This is a genomic window from Caballeronia sp. INML3B (assembly GCF_023631305.1).
GTDB lineage: Bacteria > Pseudomonadota > Gammaproteobacteria > Burkholderiales > Burkholderiaceae > Caballeronia > Caballeronia turbans.
In genome coordinates, this window is sequence record NZ_JALQDI010000058.1 from 1 (window position 1) to 19,205 (window position 19,205).

General features: G+C 65.5%; 20 protein-coding genes, 1 pseudogene and 1 riboswitch. Of the genes and pseudogenes, 10 read left to right on the forward strand and 11 right to left on the reverse strand.

Annotated features, from left to right (window positions below; all coding sequences use genetic code 11):
- Positions 1–126 precede the first annotated feature (126 nt).
- Positions 127–390 carry a hypothetical protein gene (locus tag NCS58_RS25520; RefSeq protein ID WP_061116204.1) on the reverse strand — a complete coding sequence of 88 codons (264 nt, stop codon included), beginning with the start codon at positions 388–390 and terminating at the stop codon, positions 127–129.
- 344 nt (positions 391–734) lie between these two features.
- Between NCS58_RS25520 and NCS58_RS25525 the strand changes: the two genes are divergently transcribed.
- Positions 735–2,132 (forward strand): amino acid permease, encoded by a 1,398-nt coding sequence (locus tag NCS58_RS25525; RefSeq protein WP_061116205.1) that lies wholly within the window; start codon positions 735–737, stop codon positions 2,130–2,132.
- Positions 2,133–2,155: 23 nt separating this feature from the next.
- A complete protein-coding gene (locus tag NCS58_RS25530) occupies positions 2,156–3,355 on the forward strand; it encodes an amino acid aminotransferase (RefSeq protein WP_061116206.1) in 1,200 nt (399 codons plus the stop codon).
- Between the two features lie 3 nt (positions 3,356–3,358).
- Here the strand turns inward: NCS58_RS25530 and NCS58_RS25535 are convergent, their stop codons facing one another.
- Positions 3,359–3,739 (reverse strand): hypothetical protein, encoded by a 381-nt coding sequence (locus NCS58_RS25535; RefSeq protein WP_061116508.1) that lies wholly within the window; start codon positions 3,737–3,739, stop codon positions 3,359–3,361.
- Between the two features lie 124 nt (positions 3,740–3,863).
- Here NCS58_RS25535 and NCS58_RS25540 point away from each other — a divergent pair, with 124 nt between their 5' ends.
- From NCS58_RS25540 to NCS58_RS25550, 3 genes are all read left to right on the forward strand, one after another.
- Positions 3,864–4,112, forward strand: coding sequence for a hypothetical protein (locus tag NCS58_RS25540; protein WP_061116509.1), 249 nt, complete (start codon positions 3,864–3,866; stop codon positions 4,110–4,112).
- Positions 4,113–4,167: 55 nt separating this feature from the next.
- Positions 4,168–4,491, forward strand: a complete 324-nt coding sequence (locus NCS58_RS25545) for a hypothetical protein (protein WP_061116510.1) — start codon at positions 4,168–4,170, stop codon at positions 4,489–4,491.
- A gap of 174 nt (positions 4,492–4,665) precedes the next feature.
- Entirely contained in the window at positions 4,666–7,182 is a 2,517-nt protein-coding gene (locus tag NCS58_RS25550) for a glucose/quinate/shikimate family membrane-bound PQQ-dependent dehydrogenase (protein ID WP_061116207.1), read from the forward strand.
- Between the two features lie 42 nt (positions 7,183–7,224).
- Here the strand turns inward: NCS58_RS25550 and NCS58_RS34225 are convergent, their stop codons facing one another.
- Positions 7,225–7,359, reverse strand: a complete 135-nt coding sequence (locus tag NCS58_RS34225) for a hypothetical protein (RefSeq protein ID WP_284502400.1) — start codon at positions 7,357–7,359, stop codon at positions 7,225–7,227.
- Between the two features lie 149 nt (positions 7,360–7,508).
- Complete coding sequence (locus NCS58_RS25555) at positions 7,509–7,868, reverse strand: ester cyclase (RefSeq protein WP_250538906.1); 360 nt, start codon at positions 7,866–7,868, stop codon at positions 7,509–7,511.
- Between the two features lie 200 nt (positions 7,869–8,068).
- Positions 8,069–8,241: riboswitch (yybP-ykoY riboswitch) on the forward strand.
- Positions 8,242–8,248: 7 nt separating this feature from the next.
- Here NCS58_RS25555 and mntP point away from each other — a divergent pair.
- Positions 8,249–8,818 carry a manganese efflux pump MntP gene (gene mntP / locus NCS58_RS25560; RefSeq protein WP_061116209.1) on the forward strand — a complete coding sequence of 190 codons (570 nt, stop codon included), beginning with the start codon at positions 8,249–8,251 and terminating at the stop codon, positions 8,816–8,818.
- Here the strand turns inward: mntP and NCS58_RS25565 are convergent.
- Complete coding sequence (locus tag NCS58_RS25565) at positions 8,784–9,212, reverse strand: DUF6632 domain-containing protein (RefSeq protein WP_061116511.1); 429 nt, start codon at positions 9,210–9,212, stop codon at positions 8,784–8,786. The two genes, mntP and NCS58_RS25565, sit on opposite strands and share 35 nt — an antisense overlap.
- A 174-nt stretch (positions 9,213–9,386) precedes the next feature.
- On the opposite strand from NCS58_RS25565, the gene alr reads away from it, so the two are divergent.
- A complete protein-coding gene (gene alr, locus NCS58_RS25570) occupies positions 9,387–10,490 on the forward strand; it encodes an alanine racemase (RefSeq protein ID WP_061116210.1) in 1,104 nt (367 codons plus the stop codon).
- 19 nt (positions 10,491–10,509) lie between these two features.
- On the opposite strand, the gene NCS58_RS25575 is transcribed toward alr, so the two are convergent.
- Positions 10,510–11,979 carry a PLP-dependent aminotransferase family protein gene (locus NCS58_RS25575; protein ID WP_061116211.1) on the reverse strand — a complete coding sequence of 490 codons (1,470 nt, stop codon included), beginning with the start codon at positions 11,977–11,979 and terminating at the stop codon, positions 10,510–10,512.
- A gap of 85 nt (positions 11,980–12,064) precedes the next feature.
- Between NCS58_RS25575 and NCS58_RS25580 the strand changes: the two genes are divergently transcribed.
- Positions 12,065–12,688 (forward strand): FMN-binding negative transcriptional regulator, encoded by a 624-nt coding sequence (locus tag NCS58_RS25580; RefSeq protein ID WP_250538908.1) that lies wholly within the window; start codon positions 12,065–12,067, stop codon positions 12,686–12,688.
- 6 nt (positions 12,689–12,694) lie between these two features.
- Positions 12,695–13,318, forward strand: coding sequence for a LysE family translocator (locus NCS58_RS25585; RefSeq protein ID WP_061116213.1), 624 nt, complete (start codon positions 12,695–12,697; stop codon positions 13,316–13,318).
- A 20-nt stretch (positions 13,319–13,338) separates the two neighbouring features.
- Here the strand turns inward: NCS58_RS25585 and NCS58_RS25590 are convergent, their stop codons facing one another.
- The 4 genes from NCS58_RS25590 to NCS58_RS25605 are packed head-to-tail and all read right to left on the reverse strand — an operon-like array spanning position 13,339 to position 18,049.
- Positions 13,339–14,718 (reverse strand): CoA transferase, encoded by a 1,380-nt coding sequence (locus NCS58_RS25590; RefSeq protein WP_061116214.1) that lies wholly within the window; start codon positions 14,716–14,718, stop codon positions 13,339–13,341.
- Positions 14,719–14,772: 54 nt separating this feature from the next.
- Positions 14,773–15,774 carry a 4-hydroxythreonine-4-phosphate dehydrogenase PdxA gene (pdxA, locus tag NCS58_RS25595; protein ID WP_061116215.1) on the reverse strand — a complete coding sequence of 334 codons (1,002 nt, stop codon included), beginning with the start codon at positions 15,772–15,774 and terminating at the stop codon, positions 14,773–14,775.
- Positions 15,775–15,800: 26 nt separating this feature from the next.
- Complete coding sequence (locus NCS58_RS25600; RefSeq protein ID WP_061116216.1) at positions 15,801–17,054, reverse strand: four-carbon acid sugar kinase family protein; 1,254 nt, start codon at positions 17,052–17,054, stop codon at positions 15,801–15,803.
- Positions 17,051–18,049 (reverse strand): 2-keto-3-deoxygluconate permease, encoded by a 999-nt coding sequence (locus NCS58_RS25605; RefSeq protein ID WP_061116217.1) that lies wholly within the window; start codon positions 18,047–18,049, stop codon positions 17,051–17,053. Before NCS58_RS25605 ends, NCS58_RS25600 begins: the two co-directional genes overlap by 4 nt.
- 235 nt (positions 18,050–18,284) lie before the next feature.
- On the opposite strand from NCS58_RS25605, the gene NCS58_RS25610 reads away from it, so the two are divergent.
- The gene (locus tag NCS58_RS25610; RefSeq protein WP_061116218.1) at positions 18,285–19,064 is read left to right on the forward strand and encodes a DeoR/GlpR family DNA-binding transcription regulator; all 780 of its coding nucleotides are present in this window, start codon (positions 18,285–18,287) and stop codon (positions 19,062–19,064) included.
- Here NCS58_RS25610 and NCS58_RS25615 read toward each other — a convergent pair.
- A pseudogene (locus tag NCS58_RS25615) lies at positions 19,045–19,197 on the reverse strand (thiolase C-terminal domain-containing protein); the annotation flags it as partial. The gene NCS58_RS25610 and the pseudogene NCS58_RS25615 overlap by 20 nt on opposite strands.
- Positions 19,198–19,205 lie beyond the last annotated feature (8 nt).

Consider the following 19,205-nt stretch of genomic DNA (forward strand, 5'->3'; position numbering starts at 1 on the left):
ACTCCACCGCCCACACCCCAAAAAACCCCCACCCCCGGGATATTATATAAAAATACAAATTAAACCTACCCCCCGAGCCCCCGCGCGGGGGCGGCGCGCCCCCCCCCCCCTGGCCCTGTTGGTCCGTTACGCCTGCGACGCGGGCAGCGCCAGCAAGCGTCCGATCAGCTGTTGCGCGAGCGCATGCTGCTCGGTGATGGTCACGGCGTCGTCGTCGGTTGCATCGCGCTCGCCGCGCAACTTGCCCGCGAGGCGCATGATGTTGTCCGACGCCGCCTGCAGCGCGTGCAGCAATTCGGCTTGCGTCGCCGCCGCGCTGTCCTGCGATCCTTCAGTGAAACACTGCGCCGTTCGATGCGGCCTGGCGTTTCCTTCCATCGTCTGATACATGGCGACCCCGTTGTGAGTGGATGATGCGATTCTCCCGCCGATGCGCGCCGGGCAATCCTCCGAACAACCCCTGATTTCGGCCTCAGTTCGTTTGTTGTGCGGCGCTCAGGTCCGGGACGCGCGCTGCGGTAGGTCCGCCCATCAAGGCTTCTGGGGTCGCCGGGCGGTAAAATCGCAGATCCGTCGACAGATAATCGGCCTTTTTTGCAGCGGCCTGTGGGGTCATCCGCACGAAAAAACAACACTTTTTATCTGATTAGAAGCGCGGAAAAGTCGGACGAATCGACGCGGTCGATCGTCCCGTCAAACGAGCGGGTAATTTTGCGGTTCATGCAGGCATCGACATGGTTTCAGGCAAGACAAACGAAGCATCCCAACACGAACTCAGGCGCGGGCTGAAGAGCCGCCACATCCAGCTGATCGCGCTCGGCGGCGCGATCGGCACCGGGCTTTTTCTCGGCGTCGCACAGACCATCAAGCTCGCCGGGCCGTCCGTGCTGCTCGGTTACGCGATCGCCGGGCTGATGGCGTTTTTCATCATGCGGCAGCTGGGCGAGATGATCGTCGACGAACCGGTCGCCGGTTCCTTCAGCCATTTCGCCGACAAGTACTGGGGCCACGCCGCCGGGTTCATCTCCGGCTGGAATTACTGGGCCATTTACATTCTGGTGAGCATGGCGGAGCTGTCCGCCGTCGGCATCTACATGCAGTACTGGTGGCCGGGGCTGCCGACATGGATATCGGCGCTCGGGTGCTTCGTCATCGTCAATGCGATCAACCTGACGAGCGTGAAGTCCTACGGCGAAACGGAATTCTGGTTCGCGATCGTGAAGGTGGCCGCGATCGTCGGGATGATCCTGTTCGGCGGCTATCTGCTCGCGTCGGGCAAGGCCGGACCGGAGGCGAGCGTCACGAACCTCTGGCGGCTCGGCGGCTTTTTTCCGAACGGCGTGAGCGGGCTCGTTATGTCGATGGCCGTGATCATGTTTTCGTTCGGCGGGCTGGAGCTCGTCGGCATCACGGCGGCGGAAGCGGAAGATCCGTCGCGCAGCATTCCGCGCGCGACCAATCAGGTCATCTATCGCATCCTGATTTTCTATGTCGGCGCGCTCGGCGTGCTGCTGGCGCTGTATCCGTGGGACAAGGTGGCGACCGGCGGCAGCCCGTTCGTGCTGATCTTCCGCGATATGAACAGCACACTCGTCGCGAACGGGCTCAACGTGATCGTGCTGACGGCCGCGCTGTCCGTATACAACAGCGGCGTGTATGCGAACAGCCGCATGCTCTACGGCCTCGCGCAGCAGGGGAACGCGCCGCGCGCGCTGCTGAACGTGAGCGGGCGCGGCATTCCGCTCGCGGCGCTTGCGGTGTCGGCGATCGTCACGGCGGCGTGCGTCGTCATCAACTACGCGATTCCGGGGCGCGCGTTCGGGCTTTTGATGGGCCTCGCGGTGTCGGCGCTCGTCATCAACTGGGCGATGATCAGCATCATCCACTTGATGTTTCGCCGGCAAAAGCGCGCGAGCAACGAGACGACATCGTTTCGGAGCTTCGGCCATCCGTTCACGAATTACATCGTGCTCGCATTTCTCGCGGGCATCGCGTGGGTCATGTACGAGATTCCGGACCTGCGCCTGTCCGTCTATCTGATCCCCGCCTGGCTGGCCGTTCTCGGAATCGGCTACTATCTCAAAAAAAGGGGCGCTGACGCAAAGCGCGCCCACCGCCTGCAATCCCGCTGATCTCTCGTCCTGATACCGACACCATGTTCGAACATATCGATGCCTACCCCGGCGACCCCATCCTGTCGCTGAACGAAAATTTCCAGAAGGATCCGCGCACCAACAAGGTCAACCTGAGCATCGGCATCTACTTCGACGACGAAGGCCGCCTGCCGGTGATGCAGGCGGTGCGCGAGGCCGAACTGTCGATCCTGAAGGATCCCGGCCCGAAGCCCTACTTGCCGATGGCCGGTTTCGCGCATTATCGCGACGCCGTGCAGGCACTCGTATTCGGCAACGACAGCCCGTCGCGCGCGGGCGGCCGCATCGCGACCGTGCAGACGCTCGGCGGCTCGGGCGCGCTGAAGGTCGGCGCGGATTTCATCAAGCGTTATTTCCCGCAATCGAAAGTATGGGTGAGCGATCCGACGTGGGAGAACCATCGGTTCATCTTCGAGCGTGCCGGCTTCGAGGTGAACACGTACCCCTATTACGACGAAGCCACCGGCGGCCTTCGCTTCGACGCGATGCTCGAAGCCATCGACAAGCTGCCCGCGAAGAGTGTCGTCTTGCTGCACGCGTGCTGCCATAACCCGACGGGCGTCGATCTCGATCAGGCGCAATGGGTGAAGATCATCGACGTGCTCCAGAAGCGCGATCTGCTGCCGTTCGTCGATATGGCGTATCAGGGCTTCGGCGCGGGTCTGGACGACGACGCGTTCGCCGTGCGCGAACTTGCGCGCCGTGGCGTGCCGGCGTTCATCGCCAATTCGTTCTCGAAGAATTTCTCGCTGTACGGGGAGCGCTGCGGCGGCTTGCACGTCATCAGCGACGATGCCGCCGCGGCCGACCGCGTGCTCGGCCAGTTGACGAGCGCGGTGCGCGCGAACTACAGCAATCCGCCGACGCACGGCGCGAAGATCGTCACGCATGTGCTGAACACGCCCGAACTGAAGCAGTCGTGGGAGCAGGAGCTTGCGTCGATGTGCCAGCGCATCGCGCGCATGCGCCAGGCGATTCACGACGGCCTGAAGGACCACGTGCGCGGCGAAATGCTCACGCGCTACATCAAGCAGCGCGGCATGTTCACGTACACGGGTCTCGTCGCGGAGCAGGCGGATCGCCTCAAGGAGGAATTCGGCGTGTATATCCTGCGCTCGGGCCGCATGTGCGTCGCGGGCCTGAACGACAGCAACGTGCAGATCGTCGCCGATGCGATCGGCAAGGTGCTCGCCGCGAAGTAACCGCTATAGCGCGGGACAGGACAGCACTTTCTGCGGCGGCAGGCTGCCCGGTCCCGTGTCGACCTTCGTGCCGCGCGGCGGCGTCAGGATGAGCCGCGCGCTGGTCGCGCTTTCATTCGCGAGCACGTACAGGTCGCCGCTCCCCTCCGGCTGCCAGTACACGCGATACACCTCGCCGTCCTTGTAGACGTGCAACGCGCCGTGCCGCACGGTGCCGCCCCGCCAGAAATTCACGCTTTCTCCTTCGCGCAGCGCGATCATGCCGTCCTGTCCGTTCGTTGCGCTTTCGAGCGTGCCGCAGATGGCATCGTCGGCATGGGCGTGCGTGCATGCGACGAGCGTTGCAAGCGCGCCGGCGCACATCGTGATTGATGCGTGTTTCATCGTGATCGACTCCTCCTGAGACATGGCGCGTGCGCCGTCCCGCGCTCGTCGCAAGATATGCGCCGACGTTGCGCCGCGCGTGTGCTACTTTGAATGGAAGCAGCCTTCGATCTTGGAGGGTCTCATGACTGTGATCGCGCCGGACGAAAAGGCGGAGTTCCTCGCGATTCTCGAGCGCCATCGGCTCGACGAGAGCGATTTTCTCGTGCAGGAAGGCGGCGAGTCCGATGTCGTGGACGATGTCTATCCGTTGCAGGGCCTCGTCACCATCACGCGACGTTCCACGCTGAAGGAACGCGAATATCGCATTGGACACGGCACGCAATGGACCGCCGCGTTCGAAAAGGATTTGAATAAAGGCGTGTTCGGCTGAACGAGCACGCCGCATGCAGGTTTTTTTCACGCACTTCTTTGAAGCGGAGCACGCGATGAGACCGACCGAATTCAAATCGTTCAAGGCGCATGTCGCGATGCTGCTGCGCGATCTTCCGCGCGGCGTGACGGCCGATCTGACCGACGTCGCCGTCGCATACTGGAACGGCACGCAATTGGTCGGTGCCTATCTGCGCGACAACGGGCGCATCGACGAGGATTTCGATTTCGACGAAAACGCGTGGGGCAACTGGGGCGACGAATTCCTGCTGTGGTTCGATGCGCCGCGCTTCTCCGAACGCGCCGATCTGAAGGCCGCGTTCGTGTCCGGCGTCATGCCCGCGAATGCGTGCGGCGGACTCTGGCCGCGGCCGCTCTGACCGGAAGGCGCGCACGCGCCTTTTCCCCGAAAGTCATCTGTAAAGCCAGCTCCGCGCGCGTCCATCTCCGGCCGAACGGCACAACGATTGCTCCCATCCACGACGCGACAGCGTCCGAACCACGACCGTCTCCTCGGCCGTGTTCCGCCATTCATCGTCACGGAGGGTTTCAGCATGGCTGTCAACGGAAGACTTCATCCGCTCACGTTTTTTACGGCCATCGTGTTCATTGTCATCGGCGTGTTGCTGGCGGCGGGCGGTGGGTATCTCGTGGCGCTGAAAGGATCGTGGTACTACGCGATCGCGGGCGCGGCCATCGCCCTGACAGGCCTTTTGCTGCTGATACGGCGGCGCTCCGCGCTGCTGCTCTTCGCGCTCGTGTTATTCGGCTCGACGATCTGGGCCGTGTTCGAAGTGCATTTCGACTTCTGGCAACTGATGCCGCGTCTGTGGATCTGGGTGCTGCTCGGCATCTGGCTGCTGATTCCGTTCGTGCATCGCGGCGCGCTGTTCGGCCCGCCCGCGACCGCGCGCGGGGCGCGCACGCCGCTCGCGGCTGCGATCGTGCTCGCACTGCTGCTCGGCATCGGCACGTATTTCATCGATCCGCATGATCGGCCGGGGCGCATCGACGTGAATGTCGCCGCCGACGCGAATCAGCCCGACGCCAACGCCGCGACCGGCCGTGCGCCGGGCGACTGGATCGACTATGGCGGCTCGCCGCTCGCGCAGCGTTACGCGCCGCTCACGCAGATCACGCCGGAGAACGCGCATCAACTGAAGGTGGCGTGGACGTATCGCACCGGCGACATGCCCGGCGCAGGCGATCCGACCGAGACCACCGACGAGAACACGCCGCTCAAGGTTGGCGACACGATCTTCCTGTGCACGCCGCACAGCAAGGTGATCGCGCTCGATTCGGCGAGCGGCAAGGAAAAGTGGCGCTTCGACCCGCAGATCCAGAGCCCGATCGGCTTCAAGCACTGGGAGCATATGACTTGCCGGGGCGTCGCTTATTACGATACGTCCATGCATCCGATGCCATCCGAGGCTGCGGCGGCATCCGCGCCGGCCGAAGCGAGCGCGCCGGTTGCGTCGTCCGAAACCGAGGCACTGGCCGCGTCCGCGCCTGCGGCGGCATCGGAGCCCGCCGCGCCGGTGCAGACGCCCGCGCAGACCACGGCGCTGGCCGAATGCCCGCGCCGCCTCTTCCTGCCGACCGCCGACGCCCGCCTGATCGCTCTCGACGCAGAAACCGGCAAGCCGTGCGCGAGCTTCGGCAAGGGCGGCGCGATCGATCTGCGCGCCAACATCGGCCCGTTCACGCCGGGCGGCTATTACTCCACGTCGCCGCCGGCGGTGTTCCGCAACCTCGTGATCGTCGGCGGCCACGTGACCGACAACGAATCGAACAATGAGCCTTCGGGCGTGATCCGCGCGTTCGATGTCAATGACGGCCATCTCGTCTGGAACTGGGATCCGGGCAATCCGGACGCCACCGAGCCCATCGCGGCCGGTGGGACCTACGTGCGCAACTCGCCTAACATGTGGTCGATGTTCAGTGTCGACGAGAAGCGCGGCATGATCTATCTCCCGATGGGCAACCAGACGCCCGACCTGTGGGGCGGCGGGCGCACGCCGCAGGCGGAAAAATTCGCGGCGGGCGTGGTCGCGCTCGATGCCGCGACGGGCAAGCTGCGCTGGAACTACCAGTTCACGCATCACGATCTGTGGGACATGGACGTCGGCGGGCAGCCGACGCTCGTGGACCTGCAGACGGCGCACGGCACGGAGCCGGCGGTGATCGCATCGACGAAGCAGGGCAGCATCTACGTGCTGAATCGCGAAACCGGGCAGCCGATCGTGCCGATCAGCGAAGTGGCGGTGCCGCAGGGCGCGGCGAAGGGCGATCACACCGCGCCGACCCAGGCGGTCTCCGCGCTCAACTTCAATCCGCCGCACGTGAAGGAAGCGGACATGTGGGGCACGACGCCGTTCGATCAGCTCTGGTGCCGCATCAAGTTCAAGAGCCTGCGCTACGACGGGCCGTTCACGCCGCCATCGGAACAGGGGACGCTGGTGTTCCCGGGCAATTTCGGCGTGTTCGACTGGGGCGGAATTTCAGTCGATCCGGTGCGGCAGATTCTCATCGCAAATCCGGATTACATGGCGTTCACGTCGAAGCTGATTCCGCGCGAAAAGCTTCAGGAAGGCGCGACGAGCACGAGCGAGACGAGCGGCATCAAGCAGGCGCGCGGCACGCCGTTCGCCTATGAGATCAGCGCGTTTCTGTCGCCGCTCGGGATTCCGTGTCAGGCGCCGCCGTGGGGCTACATGGCGGCTGTCGATCTGCGCACGAACAAGATCGCGTGGATGCACAAGAACGGCACGATCGTCGACAGCGCGCCGCTGCCCGTTCCAATGCCGCTCGGCGTGCCGAGTCTCGGCGGGACGATCGTGACGGCGGGCGGCGTCGCGTTCCTGACGGGTACGCTCGATCAATACGTGCGGGCGTACGACGTGCGCGACGGAAAGAAGCTTTGGGAAGCGCGTCTGCCGGCAGGCGGACAGGCGACGCCGATGAGCTACGCCGATGCGAACGGCAAGCAGTACGTGCTCGTGACGGCGGGCGGCCACGGCTCGCTCGGCACCAAAGCGGGCGATTACGTGATCGCCTACACGTTGCAGTGAGCGATGCAAGGAGGCGCGGGACTTGTCTCCCGCGCCGGCGCATTACGTCCGACGATAGGCTTCGGCCATCAGCGCGCTGACCTTGGCGCGTGCGATGAGCGCATCGCGCGTGGCGGCGCGCAGCTTGGCGGCGATGAAGGAAACGAGGGCGATGGGCGTTGCGGCGATGATTCCCATGATGGACTCCGGACTAGGGGTAACTAACTAGGTAATAACCCTAGGTTAGCACATTTGACGCGTTGCAACAAATTTCCTTGCACGCGGAAGTCCTTGGGACGTTTGAGAGGGCATCGCGCCTGCCGCGCGAAGCCGCGCACGCGCCGCGGCTAAACCGGCGGATTGACCCTCGGCGGCACTGCGTCGAGTTGCCGGAACACGCTCAGCCAGTCTTCGAGATGCCACGTTTTCGACACGAGCCCATCGCGCAGCTGGTGAAACGAATGAATTGCGAAGCGGATCGGCTTCTTCGTCGCGGCGATGCCCAGCAATGGCCCCGACTGCGTGCCGCTCACTTCCGCGCGAATGCCGACGCGATCGTCCTGCACCAGCATGTCGAGAATGTCGATGCGCATGTCGGGCAGCGCGGTCGCGAGATCATCGAAGATGGGGATCATCTGATCGGGACCTGGCTTCTGTCCGGGCGGCTCGGGAATGTACTCCCAGTCGGGGGTGACGGCCTGCCGCAAGAGCGCGACGTCCTTGGTGAAAACGCGCGATAAAGGCGCTCGACCGCTTCGCGCGCGGCCGATTGAGTCGGTTGACCTGCCTGCATGGTGCCTCCTTCTCGGTGCTGTCTGCATGAGGTGGGAATGGCGGCATTGCCCGCCCACTGTACCCCAACCCGTCTCATGGACGCAGGAACGCCCATGCACCCGTGTTAAGCTCACGCTTCTTCGCTGGGGAGTAGCCGGCTTTTCCGCACTGGAAAAGCGCTCATGTCAACACGCTCGGTCGTTCAGACCGTGGCATGGGCAGCCGTCACAGGTTGGCAAGACCATCGACGGAATTCGCGACCGGTCGGGCGCGTGTTCTGTCGTTCCATCTTGCCCGACCAGAGCGCTACTCGATGAACCTCGCCTCTACGATATTTCTAGCCTTCGCCATGTCCACCGACGCCTTCGCCGCCGCGGTCGGCAAGGGCGCGACCCTGCACAAGCCGCGCATCGCGGAAGCGTTGAAGACCGGCGTGATCTTCGGCGTGATCGAGGCGCTGACGCCGCTCGTCGGCTGGGCGCTGGGCAAGGCGGCCGCGCAGTATGTAACGGCCTGGGATCACTGGATCGCGTTCGGCCTGCTCTTCGTGCTCGGCGCGCGCATGATTCGCGAAGGCTTGAGCGAAGCGGCCCACGACGAGGAAAGACCCAACTCGCATTCGTTCTGGGTGCTCGCGCTCACCGGTTTCGCGACCAGCATCGACGCAATGGCGGTCGGCGCAGGCCTCGCGTTCATCGATGTCGATATTTTCTCGACGGCCGCGACCATCGGCTTCGCGACCATGCTGATGGTGACGATCGGCGTGATGGTCGGGCGGCTCGTCGGCGCGACCATCGGCAAGCGGGCGGAAATCGTCGGCGGTCTGGTCCTGATCGGCGTCGGCAGTGTCATTCTGGCTGAGCATCTTGGCTATCTGAGCTGAGCTTGCGCGCCGTGTCGCCGCGCGGTGTGAAGACGGCGAGCGCGGCGGCGACGATGAAAAGCGCGGGGACATCGCCCGCCAGGTGACCGAAATGTCCCGCGCCGCCGAACGATTGCACGGTCATGATCGCGCCGTGCACGACGCTCGAACACACCGTGAACCAGATGAGGCTCAGATGCCGCATCGGCGCACGGGATGCGATGAGCAGAAACACGCCGAGCGTCGCATAGATGCCGACGATCATCAGCGCATACTCGGAGCGGCCCGCGTGGCCGCTTTCCCATGCCCATCCCGAAGGCCACAGCAACATCAGCGGATAGAGGCCGAACAGCGCGATCAGCCCGACGATGACGAGCACGATACGCAGACAGGCGAGACGGCGGGCGTCGTTCATGGCGTGCTCCTCGGCGGCGCGGCATGAACGACACCATACGCCGAAGCGCGCCAGAACGGCTCCGAAGCCGTCAGTCGTTTCGACCAAAAAACATCGCAAATAAAATAACAACTACTGCGATTTGGCCGATACGATTCGTCGATCCACTGCCTTTAACCTCGCATCCAGCACGTCATGCCACGTCCGATTTCCGCGCGCATTCATCTCGACGCCGTTCGTCAGAACCTTCAACTCGTCAAGCGCATGGCGCCGTCCTCGCGCGTCTGGTCCGTGATCAAGGCGAATGCCTACGGTCATGGAATAGAGCGCATTTATCCGGCGCTCGCGGAAGCGGACGGCATCGCACTGCTCGATCTCGACGAAGCCGTGCGCGTGCGCGAACTCGGCTGGACGAAACCGATTCTGCTGCTCGAAGGCATTTTCGAGCCTGCGGACGTCGAGACGGCAGATCGTCATCGCCTCACCGTGACGGTGCATTGCGACGAGCAACTCGCGCTGCTCAAAGCGGCGCGGCCGAGCGAACGCATCGACATCCAGTTGAAGATGAACTCGGGCATGAACCGGCTCGGCTACCGGCCGGGCGAGTTCGAAGCCGCGTGGGAGCGAGCGTCGGGCATCGGCGCGGTCGGCTTGATCGGCCTGATGAGCCACTTCGCGAACGCGGACGATGGCGCGATCGACTGGCAAGTCGACGAGTTCGATGCCGCCACGCGCAATCTTCCCGGCACGCGCTCGCTGTCCAATTCGGCGGCGGTGCTGTGGCATCCGCGCGCGCATCGCGATTGGGTGCGGCCCGGCACGATCCTCTATGGCGCGTCGCCGACGGGCCGCGCGCGCAACATCGAAGGCTTCGCCCTGCGCGCGGCGATGACGCTCGAAAGCCGCATCATCGGCGTGCAGACGCTCGCGCCGAACGAGACGATCGGCTATGGCCGCACCTTCACGGCGGATCGCGCGATGAGAATCGGCGTGGTCGCATGCGGCTACGCGGACGGCTACCCGCGCCACGCGCCGACGGGCACACCCGTGATGATCGACGGCGTGCGCACGCGCATCGTCGGACGTGTGTCGATGGACATGCTCACCGTCGATCTCACGCCGTGCCCGGCGGCGGGCATCGGATCATCGGTGGAACTGTGGGGCGAGCACGTCCGGGTGGACGAGGTGGCCGAGCCGTCCGGCACCATCGGCTACGAGCTGATGTGCGCGCTCGCGCGGCGCGTGCCGGTGAGCATCGACGCGGGCGTGACGAGCGAGCCCAAAGCGCAGTCGGCCTGACGCTGCCGCGCAGGCGAACTCAGGCGCTCGTATCGCCGATCACGCCGGCGAGTATCTCGATACCTCTGCGAATCTGATCGACCGGCACGCTGGCATAGCCGAGGATCAGGCCGGCGGGCCGGGTGCGCGCGGCAACGGCCGGCGCGACATAGAGCGGCGACACCGGATAGACACCCACGCCTTTCGCATGCGCAGCGGCCACGAGCGCCGCCTCATCGTTCGAATCGAGAAACGGCAGCCACAGCGTGACATGCAGCCCGGCGGCACTGCCGGTCACCTCCGCGCGGCGCGGCAGAAGACACGCGATGGCATCGAGCAGTGCGGCGCGACGCCGTTCGTATTCCCGCCGCACGCGCCGCACGTGACGTTCGTACGCGCCGCCTTCGATCAGCGATGCGAGAACACGCTGATCGATGACCGCGGAATGACGGTCGCTCAGCCTTTTGGCCTGACGGAACACCGGCACGAGATCGTGCGGCAGGATCATGTAACCCAGACGGAGATGCGGCGAAAGCGCCTTGGAGAATGTGCCGATGTAGATCACGCGGCCATTCGAATCGATCGATTGCAATGCGTCGATCGGGCGCTGGCCGTAACGGAACTCGCCGTCGTAGTCGTCCTCGATGATCCACGCATCGTGCCGTCGCGCCCATTCGAGCAGTTCGAGCCGGCGCCCGACCGGCAACACGCCGCCCAACGGAAACTGATGCGATGGCGTCACGTAGGCGAGCCGCGCGCGGCCGCGAGCGGGCAGACGGCGCGTGTCGAGACCATGTTCGTCGACGGGAACGGGCAGCGGCACGCCGCCCGACGCTTCGAAGCAGTGGCGCGCGATCAGATAGCCCGGGTCTTCGAACGCGAACGTATCGCCGGGATCGAGCAAAACGCGCGCGCATAGATCGAGCGCCTGCTGCGTGCCGTTCACCACGACGATCTGCTCACTGTCGCAGACGAGTCCGCGCGCCCGGCCCAGATACGCCTGCAGCGCGCGCCGCAGCGCGGCATCGCCTTCGGGCGCGACGTAGTAGAGGCTGTCCGGCTGATGCAGCAACTCGGCCTGATAAGCCCGCTTCCAGATCAGCGATGGGAAGTCGCGCGCGGACACCGCGCCGTACAGGAAGCTGACAGTGCCCTTCTTCGTCTGAGGCAGAACCGGCATGGGCAGGCCGGAGACGCGCCGGCCGTATGCGGAGAGCGCAGGCGCCGTGCGGGCGACACGCGCGGGGCCGGGCGGCGCGACGGGCACGGGCGGCGTCGCGACCCGTGCGACGCGGCCCGCCGATGTGACGAGAAAGCCTTCGGCCGCGAGCTGTTCGTAGGCGGCGGTAACCGTGGTGCGCGAGACGCCCAGCTCCGCCGCCAGCGCGCGCGTCGATGGCACGGGCGCGCCTGCGGGCAACGTGCCGTCGGCGATCTGCGCGCGCAGCAAATCGTAGATGCGTTGTCCCGTACCGACCGCGCTCGACGAAGGCTTGTTCAACTGGACCATGAAAATCGACCGAAACTGGACCTTCGTATTGTGCCTGTTTCGGGCGATAGTCACGGAGTTCCGTCACATCAGTCGAGCATTCACGATGTATATCCCGCCGCATTTCGCAGAAACTCGCCCCGAAGAGTTGCAACGGATCATTCGCGCGCATGTGCTCGGCATCCTCGTCACGCGCGACGACGCCGGTCTGGACGCCAATCACATTCCCTTCGAATTCGATCCGGACCGGGGCACGCACGGGTTGCTCACCGCGCACGTGGCGCGCGCCAACGATATCTGGCAGCGATACCCGACCGGCACGCCCGTCATGGTGATTTTTCGCGGCGCCGAGGGGTATATCTCGCCGAACTGGTATCCGAGCAAGCACGAGGCGCATCGGCAGGTGCCGACGTGGAATTACGAAGTCGTGCACGCGCACGGCGTGCTCACCGTGCGCGATGACGAGCCGTTCGTGCGCGGCCTCGTCGCGCGCCTGACGCGGCGGCACGAGGCGAACGAGCCGAAGCCGTGGAAGATGGGCGACTCCGAACCCGAGTTCATCGACGGCATATTGCGAAACATCGTGGGCATCGAGATCGCCGTGACATCGCTCGTGGGCAAATCGAAGCTGAGCCAGAACAAGGAGGCGCGCGATCGAATCAATGCAGCCGATACGTTGCAAGCGCGCGGACATGATGAGCTGGCTCAGGCGATGTCGCGGGCCGGGTGACAGACCATGACCTTCCTTACATTTCTCATCGCGGCGACCGTGCTTGCCATTACGCCCGGCCCCGGCATCGCTTATGTCGTCGCGCGAACCGTCGCAGGAGGCCGCGCCGAAGGCATGGCGTCGTGTCTCGGCACGGCGGTCGGCGGCCTGTTTCACGTCGCTGCCGCGGCGCTCGGCCTTTCTCTGCTGATCGCCCGGTCGGCGATGCTCTTCAGCATCGTCAAATACATCGGGGCTGCGTACCTGATCTACCTCGGCATTCGCCTTCTGATCCGCAAGGAAGAGGCAGCCGATCTCGCCCCGGTTACGTCGCACGGTGCGCGTCGCGCGTTCCGCGAAGGCATTCTCGTCGAAGCGCTCAACGTGAAAACCGCGCTCTTTTTCCTGGCGTTCCTTCCGCAGTTCGTCGCGCAAGGTCAGGCGTTGATTCCGCAACTGGTGCTGCTCGGGAGCATCTGCGTCACGTTGAATACGCTCGTCGATGTCGGCGCGGTGCTCGCGGCGTCGCGCCTGCTCGGCTCGAGTGCCGCACGTGCCGCGCGCGCGAGATTCCTCACACGCACCTCGGGTGCCGTCATGCTGGGATTGGGCGGATATCTGGCGCTCGCGCGCAGGACGTTCGCGCTTTGAAGCGGTTCAGCAAACGCGCGTCACCACCGCGCGTCCGACGTCCCCGGCGGCGCCGAATTGCGCGTATAGCCCGTGGGCGTGCGCGCCAGTTGCGCGCTCGGCCGCACGGCCATCAGCTCGCCGAAACCGGATTCGTACCGCTCGACATACGGCGCGAAATCCGGCTTCGCCGTCTTCAGCCCGCCCGCCACGCGCCCGAGTCCGCGCACCCAGTGCCCCGTCTGCGCGAGCGAAACCTGCACATGCCAGCTTCCGCCTTCGCGCTGCTGTTTCCATAGCGCGGCGGCCGCGCCGAACGCCATCAGGAAGCCGCTCGCCATGTCGAGCATCTGCATGGGCAAGGGACGCGGCTTGCCTTCGCCCGCCGCTTCGCCTTCGGCTGCGTTGAAACCCATAGCGGTCTGAACGAGCGAATCGAAGCCGCGCCGCTCGGCCCACGGACCCTCGGTGCCATACGCACTCAGCGACGTATAGACGATCCCCGGCCTGCGCGCCGCCAGCGCCTGCGGCCCGAAACCCAGCGATGCGATCCCGCCCGGCCGATACCCCTGCGCGAACACATGCGCGTCATCGATCAGCCGCCAGAGCGTGTCGCGATCCGAAGCCAAGCGAAGGTCGAGCAACGCCGAGCGTTTCCCCCGGCTCGTATCCGCAATCGCGGGAATATTCGGCAGATGCGGTCCATTCACGAGCATCACGTCCGCGCCGAATGCAGCCAGCGCGCGCCCGCCGACCGGCCCCGCGAGAATGCGCGTGAAATCGAGCACACGCAGGCCGTCGAGCGGACGCGCATCGGCGGACAAGGGCGGCAACGCGAGAGGCGCCGCATCGCCGATGCGCGTGATCGTCATCAATGGCTGCGCGGCGACGGCTTGCGCCTGCGGCGTCGCGTCCCACGCATCGAAGGTGCGCAGCATCGTGACGACGAGCCCACGCTCCGCCGCCGCGTTCTCGAAATCGCAGCCGCGCCACGCGAGCAACGCGCGCTCGGCGTCTTCGCGCGTCGCCGTTTTCGGATCGAGCCCGAGCAGCCGCAGCGCGCCATCCTGATGATGTTCGAAGTTCGCGTGAATGCGGACGTAGCCATCGGCGCAGCGATAGAGCCCGGAAAAGCGTCCCCACGTTTCCGGCTCCTTGCCATCGACCATGAACGCGCCGGTGCATTCGACCGCCGCATGCGTCATGTCGACCGACACGCGCTGCCGAGCGCCGCCACGCAGCGCACCAAGCTCGCACGCCGCGAGCGCGGCCGCGCCGATGCTCGCCTGCGCCGCCGTGCCGACGGCGAAGCTCGATGGAAAAACCGGATCGCGACCCGGAAGGTCGATGAAAGAAAGCGCATCGCCGGGCAAGCCGGCGATGCGCCATATGTCGTGCAGCGTATCGAAGGAAGAGGTCATGATCGGTCGGCGCGCGTGCTTCGTGTGAAGCACCCATTATCGCGCCAACTGCGTTCAGTGACGCCGCGTCGCCAGCTCCGCGCCCTGACGCAGCGCTTCGAGCATGCTGCCTTCATCGGCGATGCCCTTGCCCGCGATATCGAACGCCGTGCCGTGATCCACCGACGTGCGAATCACATCGAGCCCCACCGTCACGTTCACGCCCGCTTCGAGACCGAGCACCTTCACCGGACCGTGCCCCTGATCGTGATACATCGCGACTACGAGATCGAAGTCGCCGCGCCCCGCGCGGTAGAAGAGCGTATCGGCAGGCAGCGGGCCGGTCACATCGAGACCGCGTTCCTGCAGGACCTTCACGGCGGGGATGATCTTTTCCTCTTCCTCGCCATAGCCGAACAGCCCGTTCTCGCCCGCATGCGGATTGATCCCGCACACCCCGATGCGCGGCTTCTCGATGCCCGCTTTCACGAGCGTCGCGTTGCCGCGCTCGATCGTGCGCTGCACGAGGCCCGGCTCGATCTTGCGGATCGCGTCGATGATGCCGATATGCGTCGTCACGTGGATCACGCGCAGTTGCGGCGCGACGAGCATCATCGACACTTCATCGACGCCCGTCAGATGCGCGAGCATCTCCGTGTGACCGGGAAACTTGTGGCCGCCCGCGTGCAGCGCTTCCTTGTTGAGCGGCGCGGTGCAGATCGCGTCGATCTGGTTCGCCTGCGCCAGTTCGACGGCGCGCGCAATGTACTGATACGCCGCATCGCCCGCGACGGCGGAAAGCTCGCCGAAGGGCAGGTCGTCGGGAATCAGGCCGAGATCGATGCAATCGATCACGCCCGGCTCGTAGCGCGCTTCGGTCGCATCCTTGATGCGTCGCACGGTCGCCTTGCCGCCGACGATTTCGTTCGCACGCTCGAGACGGCGCGCATCGCCGATCACGAGCGGACGGCACTGCCGATGGACGGCGTCGTGCGCGAGGCTCTTGACGACGACTTCCGGGCCTACGCCGCTCGCGTCGCCCATCGTGATGCCGATTACGGGGAGTGTGTTGGTCATGATCTTTCGTCTGGTGATGTCGTGTCTTAACGCGCGACGGGAATATCCGCGCCGCGCAAATGCAGGTAGGCGCCGAGCAGCGCGTGCTCGCTGCCGAACGCGCCCGCTTTCGTGACGATGGAAGGGCCTGTGCCGCCCGCTGGCCGTCCGAGCGCGACACCCGCTTCTATTTCGTGCACGAGTTCGAGGCTGCCGACGCTCGCGGCGGAAAGGATCGCGCGCGCGGTTTCGCCGCCGGTCGCGATCAGTCCGCCGAGCGCGTCGAATTGAGGCGCGACGAGCGCCGCGAGCGCGTTCGACAGCAGCGCGCCTTCGGCGGGATCGAACGCGTCGTCGCGGCCGATGCGCACGATCGCGTCTTCCCTGCCGCGCACCGAATCGCCGATTCGTTCATGCCACGCCTGCCATTGCGGGTGTTGCGCGCCATCGCGTAGCACGGCGGGCGGCACGATCATTTCGCGCACGCCGGCTTCGGCGCACAGCATCGCGCATTGACGCTCGGAAATCGCGGAGAGGCTGCCGACGAGCGCGAGGATCGGGCCTTGCGTCGGATCGATCGAGCTTGCCGGGTGCGAGGACGCATCGGCATCGAAGAGATCGGGCAGGGCGGCCAGTTCGCGCGCGAGTCCGCCGGAACCGACCCAGAAAAACGGCGCATCGACCGATGCGGTCACGCGGGCAAGCGCGGCCAGATCGCCGCTGGTTTCGGCATCGACGATGATGGCGTCGATGCCATCCGCCGACGCGGCCGCCGATGCGATCATCGCGGCGACGTCGTGCGGCGCGGCCCGGAACGCATCGAGCGAAACGTGCGCGACGCGCAGGCCGACCATGTCGAGCATCGCGCGCAACCCCGCGTTTTGCCCGGCGTGTTCGAGCTGCCACGTTTCGGTGTCTTCGAGCGGCACGCCGCGCACGAACACACGGCCATCGCGCACGGTTCGGCCCGTCGCCGGGAACGCGGGCGTGACGATCGCCGGTCCGGCGAGCCGCGTCAGCGCCGCGACTTCCGCGCTCCAGTTGCCGCGCAAGGTCGAATCGATCTTCTTGTAGAGACGCCGGCCCGGCGCGCGCAGCGTCTGCCAGGTGCTCGCCGTGCGCTTCGCGGCGTCGGCGGGCGCGAGGCGGCGCGTGTCGGTGTCCGCCGCGATGACTCTTGCGTTCGCGTGTGATGCGTTCTCATCGAGCGAGACGACGGTTTTCAGTCCGGCCGCCGCGAACGCGATCGCGCAATCGGCGGCGCCGGACAGATCGTCGGCGACGATCAACAAGCTCTTCATTGCGTGGCCTCGCGTGTCTTCGATGCCAAGCGCGCATCGTTTTGCGCGTTCACGCGTTTCGCAATCGACGCGGTCAATATCGGCGACACGATTGCCGTCACGACGACGCACGCCGCGACGAGCAGCGTTGCGGATTTGGCCGCTTCGTTATAGACGGGATTGGCCGCCGCGATCAGCGCCGGAACGGCGGCCGCGTTACCCGCGGTATTCGCCGCCGCCGCGCCCGCGACACCCGTGCCGCCCGTCAGACGATCCGCGAAATAAAGCGGAATGCCCGTCACGACGACGACCGCGAAGCCCAGGCCGATGCCGAGCAGGCCCGCCTGCCAGACCTTGTGCAGATCGAGGCTCGCACCGAGCGCCAGCGCGAAGAACGGAATCATCACCGGCACGGCGCGGCCGAGGAAGTCGCGCATCTCGCGATCGAGATTGCCGAGCAGCATGCCGACCACGAGCGGCAGGATGCTGCCGACGAGCGTCGGCCACGGAAACGCCGAGAGACCCGCGACGCCGAGCGTGACCATCGTCAGGAACGGGCCGGATTCGAGCGACATGATCGTGTAGGCGCCCACATCTTCGGAACGGCCGTACTGCCCCATCAGCGCCATGTACAGGCCGCCGTTCGTGTCGTTCATCGCGGCGACGACAGCGAGTGTCGAGATGCCCGCGAACACGCCCGACGTGATCGGCTGCTCGCCGAGGAAGTGCCCGAGCACGACGCCCGCGACGACCGCGGTGCCGACCTTCGTCGCGAACAGTGCGCCGCCTTTTTTCAGGAGATAGGGCGTCGCCTTCACGTTGATGCTCGCGCCCATGCACACATAGAACACCGCGAGAATCGGCAACGCTCCGGTGAAGAGCGCGTTCGTGAACGAACCGAAGAACTTCGGCATGTTCGGCGCGAAGGTCGCGATCAGCGAGCCGATCAGAAGCGGGACGATCATCATGCCGCCAGGCACGCGCTCGACGGCGCGCTTGATATGAATCTGAGCCATGCAAGTCTCCAGAGTGGTTTTTGCGCGATTCGATCATAAAGTGATCGAATCGAGCGTATGGGAGTGTAGTCCTTCGGCGTATTTCGCGCAAATCCGTCGTCGTGCGGGTTTACTCTGATCGAATCGATCAAATTGCTTGCGATACGTTCAGAATGAACCGCCAGCATTCGACGGACCCGGCCGGTTCGCTACACTGTGCGTCGCCGTCAGAACCGCAAAGAACTCAGGGAACAGGATGAAAGTCGAAAAACGCCGCGAAGCCATGCTCAAGGCCGTGCTTTCCGGCATGAACGATGTCGCCGCGCTGTGCGAGCACTTCGGCATGTCGGAAGCGACGGTGCGCCGCGACCTGCGCGCGCTCGCCGAGGAGCGGCGCATCGTGCGCACGTACGGCGGCGCGGCATCGGTGGGCATGCACGAGCCGGAAGAATCGCTCGATACGCGCCGCGAAAGTTTTCGCGAGCAAAAGGAGGCGATCGCGCGCGCGGCCGCGCGTCACGTGCAGGACGGCGACACCATCTTCCTCGATGGCGGCACGACCACGGCGGCGCTCGCGCGCTGGCTCGCCGGCCGTTCGGAAGTGCACGTCGTGACCAACAATCTGCTCGCGGTCAATGTGCTCGCGTCGGCGGACGTGCGCGTGACGCTGATCGGCGGCGACGTGCGGCCATCGAGCATGAGCACGCTCGGGCCCATCGCGCAGGTGGCGCTCACGCGCGTCACGTTCGACAAGGCGTTTCTCGGCGCGGACGGTGTCGTCGCCGGACGCGGACTGTGCGAAGCGACGGCGGAGCAGGCGTTTCTGAAGGAATGCATCATCGCGCAGGCGGCGGGCGTGTTCGTGCTGGTCACGTCGAACAAGCTCGAGCGCGCGAGCCAGCAGCACTGGACGCCGCTCGAGCGCAACTGGACGCTCGTCACCGACGCGCTGGCCGAAGCGCCGGTGCTCGCGCGCTTCGAGGAGCGGGGCAATGTGACGGTGGAATGCACCGAGCTTACGTCGAGAGAATCGTGACCAGCGCGACGGCCGAATCGCCCGCAAGCTGACCGCCGTTGTTCTCCGCGAGCGCGACCTTCGCGCCCGGACGCTGCCGCGCACCGGCCCTGCCACGCAACTGCCCGGTGAGTTCGACGATTTGCGCGACGCCGATGCTAA

Bases quoted from the DNA above. Each gene is read 5' to 3' on its own strand.
- NCS58_RS25530 (WP_061116206.1), top strand. From the start codon at position 2,156: ATGTTCGAACATATCGATGCCTACCCCGGCGACCCCATCCTGTCGCTG.
- NCS58_RS25525 (WP_061116205.1), top strand. From the start codon at position 735: ATGGTTTCAGGCAAGACAAACGAAGCATCCCAACACGAACTCAGGCGC.
- NCS58_RS25550 (WP_061116207.1), top strand. From the start codon at position 4,666: ATGGCTGTCAACGGAAGACTTCATCCGCTCACGTTTTTTACGGCCATC.
- alr (WP_061116210.1), top strand. From the start codon at position 9,387: ATGCCACGTCCGATTTCCGCGCGCATTCATCTCGACGCCGTTCGTCAG.
- NCS58_RS25520 (WP_061116204.1), bottom strand. From the start codon at position 390: ATGTATCAGACGATGGAAGGAAACGCCAGGCCGCATCGAACGGCGCAG.
- mntP (WP_061116209.1), top strand. From the start codon at position 8,249: ATGAACCTCGCCTCTACGATATTTCTAGCCTTCGCCATGTCCACCGAC.
- NCS58_RS25600 (WP_061116216.1), bottom strand. From the start codon at position 17,054: ATGAAGAGCTTGTTGATCGTCGCCGACGATCTGTCCGGCGCCGCCGAT.
- pdxA (WP_061116215.1), bottom strand. From the start codon at position 15,774: ATGACCAACACACTCCCCGTAATCGGCATCACGATGGGCGACGCGAGC.
- NCS58_RS25610 (WP_061116218.1), top strand. From the start codon at position 18,285: ATGAAAGTCGAAAAACGCCGCGAAGCCATGCTCAAGGCCGTGCTTTCC.
- NCS58_RS25535 (WP_061116508.1), bottom strand. From the start codon at position 3,739: ATGAAACACGCATCAATCACGATGTGCGCCGGCGCGCTTGCAACGCTC.
- NCS58_RS25540 (WP_061116509.1), top strand. From the start codon at position 3,864: ATGACTGTGATCGCGCCGGACGAAAAGGCGGAGTTCCTCGCGATTCTC.
- NCS58_RS25545 (WP_061116510.1), top strand. From the start codon at position 4,168: ATGAGACCGACCGAATTCAAATCGTTCAAGGCGCATGTCGCGATGCTG.
- NCS58_RS25590 (WP_061116214.1), bottom strand. From the start codon at position 14,718: ATGACCTCTTCCTTCGATACGCTGCACGACATATGGCGCATCGCCGGC.
- NCS58_RS25575 (WP_061116211.1), bottom strand. From the start codon at position 11,979: ATGGTCCAGTTGAACAAGCCTTCGTCGAGCGCGGTCGGTACGGGACAA.
- NCS58_RS25580 (WP_250538908.1), top strand. From the start codon at position 12,065: ATGTATATCCCGCCGCATTTCGCAGAAACTCGCCCCGAAGAGTTGCAA.
- NCS58_RS25585 (WP_061116213.1), top strand. From the start codon at position 12,695: ATGACCTTCCTTACATTTCTCATCGCGGCGACCGTGCTTGCCATTACG.
- NCS58_RS34225 (WP_284502400.1), bottom strand. From the start codon at position 7,359: ATGGGAATCATCGCCGCAACGCCCATCGCCCTCGTTTCCTTCATCGCC.
- NCS58_RS25565 (WP_061116511.1), bottom strand. From the start codon at position 9,212: ATGAACGACGCCCGCCGTCTCGCCTGTCTGCGTATCGTGCTCGTCATC.
- NCS58_RS25605 (WP_061116217.1), bottom strand. From the start codon at position 18,049: ATGGCTCAGATTCATATCAAGCGCGCCGTCGAGCGCGTGCCTGGCGGC.